This window comes from Sphingobacterium shayense (assembly GCF_013179575.1).
GTDB lineage: Bacteria > Bacteroidota > Bacteroidia > Sphingobacteriales > Sphingobacteriaceae > Sphingobacterium > Sphingobacterium shayense.
The window spans coordinates 1-2,553 of the sequence record NZ_JABMCQ010000281.1 but is presented as its reverse complement, the minus strand read 5'-3'; the positions used below and the strand labels follow the sequence as shown (position 1 = coordinate 2,553).

Sequence of the window (2,553 nt, the reverse complement as noted above, 5' to 3'; positions counted from 1 at the left end):
AAATAAAAAAACGATCCTTTATACCAAATTGAAGGAACTTATCTCTGACGAGGATGTGGCACTGCTGGATGAACTTTTGGCCCATACCGTAGATACTGAACCAAATAAAGTAGAAATGATGAAAGCGTTATACGCTAAATATGACATTCAATCATTAGCTGTCGGACAAAAAGAGAAATATACAACGATAGCCTTTAATCAATTGAATGCAATAAATGTGTCGGAAGATAAAAAAGAGGCATTATTTTCGCTATCAGACGCATTAACAAACCGCGTACAGTAGAATTCTTTTAAAAATTAATAGAATTGCGGTTTTTTTAGTAATTTGTCGAAGCAACAATTAATGGAAAATAGCGAATCACGCATGGCAGATAGGGAACCTATAAAGATTACAGTATTTCAAGCATACCTTTTTTGGGAAAATGTTGAGAAAAACCTTCAAAACTTGGCATTACGCTTATCAGGCTTAAAAGAAAAGACTGATCTTATTATTCTGCCCGAAATGTTCAATACCGGTTTCACAATGAATGTTGAGAAATGCGCGGAAACAATGAACGGTCCCACCATGCATTGGATGTATGAGCATGCTAAAAAATATAATTGCGTCGTTGCCGGTACGTTGATTGTGGAGGAAGATGGCAAATATTTTAACAGGTTTGTTTGGATGTCTGCTGATGGTAGCTTCGTGCATTATGATAAGAGGCACCTATTTGGTTTGGGGGGAGAAGACAAGGCCTTCACGCCGGGGAACTCGAGAATTGTGTTAGAGTTAAAAGGTTGGAGGGTTTGTCCGATGATTTGCTACGATCTGCGTTTTCCGGTATGGTCACGAAATTTAAATGAATCCTATGATCTATTAGTATATACAGCATGTTGGCCTGATAAGCGATCTGCACATTGGAGAGCGCTTATTCCTGCGCGCGCTATAGAGAACCAAGCCTATGTTATTGGGGTCAACCGTGTAGGCTATGACGGGAATGAAATTTATTATTCTGGAGGCTCTATGTGTATTTCACCTACTGGTGACGTTGTCTATTACAAACCTGAGGACGAGGATTTATATACTTTTACACTAAACCCTGCGGAACTTGTAAAAGCAAGGGAACAGCTGCCTTTTCTTAAAGATGCTGACCAATTCACTTTATAAAGCAAGGTAGATTAAGATGGTAATAAAAGATCGGAGAACGATCGTTTACTGCTATGGGGGGGCGTTGCAATCTTGACTGTACGAACAATCTATTTGTACGGTCTGTCGAGAATTGCTGATTGAATTACTGCTTGGCGGAGATCAAACTTGTGAACAGGATCCGGTACAACCTCCACTTCCAATTTTTTTGGAATTGCTTTCGAATTTCGTTTAGGTCCTTCAGCTTGAAACGTTTCCGAGACATATTTCTGAAGTCTGGTTTTTTCTGTTGGAATGGGTACACTTAAGGTTTTAGGAATTGGAGGGGTAGTTTCCATTTTAACCGGTTGTGTCATGTTTTTACTGGGACGACTCGGAATTCTTTTACGCGCTTTTTCCTGTTCCTTTTTATATTCAGAATAGATTTTGTAGATTACACCACCAATTATTAACAGAGCCGGTAAAAAATTTTCCATTATTGAAAATTACGGAAAAAGGGTTTAATATCAAATTTTATTTGCTTAATCGCTTAATTTTTATTTTGTTTGTGTAAACAACTAACCTATATATTAACGAATGACTACAAATTTTGAACACGCAGATGAGTTTTTCTCATTTTTGACAGGGAAGGCATCAGCAGCACTAGGACGACGGTTGCAACGCAACTTAAAGGAAGAAGGTGTGATCATTACTTCTGAACAATGGACATTACTGTACTATTTATGGATTGAAGAGGGGAGAACGCAACAGGAACTCGCTTTTTTAACTTTCCGCGATAAACCAAGCATCTCTCGATTGATAAACAATCTTGAAAAGCTTAAATTGGTTATGCGTGTCAACGATAAAGAAGATAAAAGATCGAATCTTATATTTTTAACTAAACAGGGGAGACAGTTAAGAGACGTATGTATGCGCGGTGCAAAAAGGACGATAGAGGAAGCTTTAGAGGGAGTGAATTATGAACAGATGCAAAAAGCTAAAGACACATTGGAACACTTGTATTCTAATTTAAAATAAGTAACCCGTTACAGAAAACTGATCTCCGCAACGGGTGTATGTTATATTTTAAAATTCTTGTTCTTCAAACGCGCTGTGGCTTTTCACCAATTTGCCGGTATCTCTGAAATAAATTTCTTGGAAACTTAATGTATTAATATTGTCGACTTTTCGAAAGAATTTGTCGGCCGATACATCGTCAAGTGTTTTGAAACCGCATGCTTCCATAATCTCGACGGTTGCACGTAAAGTATTGCGGTGGAATTGCGCGACTCGAATGTATTTGTCTTGAACGTCAAGAGCTTTGTATAGATGTGGTTGTTGTGTGGCGACACCAACTGGACATACATCTTCGTTGCATTTTAGCGCTTGGATACATCCAAGTGCAAACATCATCCCTCGAGCACTGTAGCATGCATCCGCCCCAAGAG

The 2,553-nt window shown here is 38.6% G+C and carries 4 protein-coding genes and 1 pseudogene; 3 read left to right on the top strand and 2 right to left on the bottom strand.

Annotated features, from left to right (window positions below):
• Positions 1–283 (top strand): annotated as a pseudogene (locus HP439_RS18660) (polyprenyl synthetase family protein); the annotation flags it as partial.
• A gap of 60 nt (positions 284–343) precedes the next feature.
• Positions 344–1,147, top strand: a complete 804-nt coding sequence (locus HP439_RS18655) for an amidohydrolase (RefSeq protein WP_246229420.1) — start codon at positions 344–346, stop codon at positions 1,145–1,147.
• Positions 1,148–1,236: 89 nt separating this feature from the next.
• On the opposite strand, the gene HP439_RS18650 is transcribed toward HP439_RS18655, so the two are convergent.
• On the bottom strand, positions 1,237–1,602 hold the full coding sequence (locus tag HP439_RS18650) for a hypothetical protein (RefSeq protein ID WP_172391836.1): 366 nt from the start codon (positions 1,600–1,602) through the stop codon (positions 1,237–1,239).
• 100 nt (positions 1,603–1,702) lie between these two features.
• On the opposite strand from HP439_RS18650, the gene HP439_RS18645 reads away from it, so the two are divergent.
• Positions 1,703–2,143, top strand: a complete 441-nt coding sequence (locus tag HP439_RS18645) for a MarR family winged helix-turn-helix transcriptional regulator (RefSeq protein WP_172391835.1) — start codon at positions 1,703–1,705, stop codon at positions 2,141–2,143.
• A 48-nt stretch (positions 2,144–2,191) separates the two neighbouring features.
• Here the strand turns inward: HP439_RS18645 and HP439_RS18640 are convergent.
• On the bottom strand, positions 2,192–2,553 hold a 362-nt coding region (locus tag HP439_RS18640), incomplete at its 5' end, for a glutamate synthase-related protein (protein ID WP_246229419.1).

Excerpts from the sequence above, each read along its gene's own strand:
- HP439_RS18645 (WP_172391835.1), top strand. The coding sequence starts at position 1,703 with ATGACTACAAATTTTGAACACGCAGATGAGTTTTTCTCATTTTTGACA.
- HP439_RS18655 (WP_246229420.1), top strand. The coding sequence starts at position 344 with ATGGAAAATAGCGAATCACGCATGGCAGATAGGGAACCTATAAAGATT.
- HP439_RS18650 (WP_172391836.1), bottom strand. The coding sequence starts at position 1,602 with ATGGAAAATTTTTTACCGGCTCTGTTAATAATTGGTGGTGTAATCTAC.